Genomic DNA, 548 nt, shown 5'->3' with positions numbered 1-548 from the left:
GAGATACTTCACCTGCCGGTGGGCCGTCTCCCGGTCCAGCTTTCCTTCGCGCTTCAATTCGGTGATCGCTGCACCATAGCTCGGCGCTTTGTCGGTATTGAGCGTGGCAGGCTTTTCCCAGTGCTTCAGGCCTCGCAGGGCCTTGCCCAGGAACCGCTTCGCTGCCTTGGCGCTGCGGGTCGGCGACAGGTAGAAATCGATCGTGTCGCCCCGCTTGTCGACTGCCCGGTACAGGTAGGTCCACTTGCCCCGCACCTTGACGTAGGTTTCATCCAGGCGCCAGCTCGGATCAAAGCCACGCCGCCAGAACCAGCGCAGCCGCTTCTCCATCTCCGGGGCGTAGCACTGGACCCAGCGATAGATCGTCGTATGGTCGACCGAAATGCCGCGTTCCGCCAGCATTTCCTCAAGGTCGCGATAGCTGATCGGATAGCGACAATACCAGCGCACCGCCCACAGGATCACATCACCCTGGAAATGGCGCCACTTGAAATCCGTCATCGTTCCGTCCGTCCAATCTCCGCCAAGCATGCTCAAGCTTCACGATT

At 60.6% G+C, this 548-nt stretch carries 1 protein-coding gene; it reads right to left on the bottom strand.

The genetic code is table 11. The features are described from left to right. Positions 1-501, bottom strand: a 501-nt coding sequence (locus tag HMPREF3097_RS03660; RefSeq protein WP_072249721.1) for an IS6-like element IS6100 family transposase, incomplete at its 3' end; no start/stop codon positions are given. Positions 502-548: the final 47 nt, after the last annotated feature.

This window comes from Corynebacterium sp. HMSC27B11, assembly GCF_001815985.1.
In the GTDB taxonomy this organism is placed as follows: Bacteria; Actinomycetota; Actinomycetes; order Mycobacteriales; family Mycobacteriaceae; genus Corynebacterium.
The sequence above is the reverse complement of the archived record's forward strand: the minus strand, read 5'-3'. Positions and strand labels throughout refer to the sequence as shown.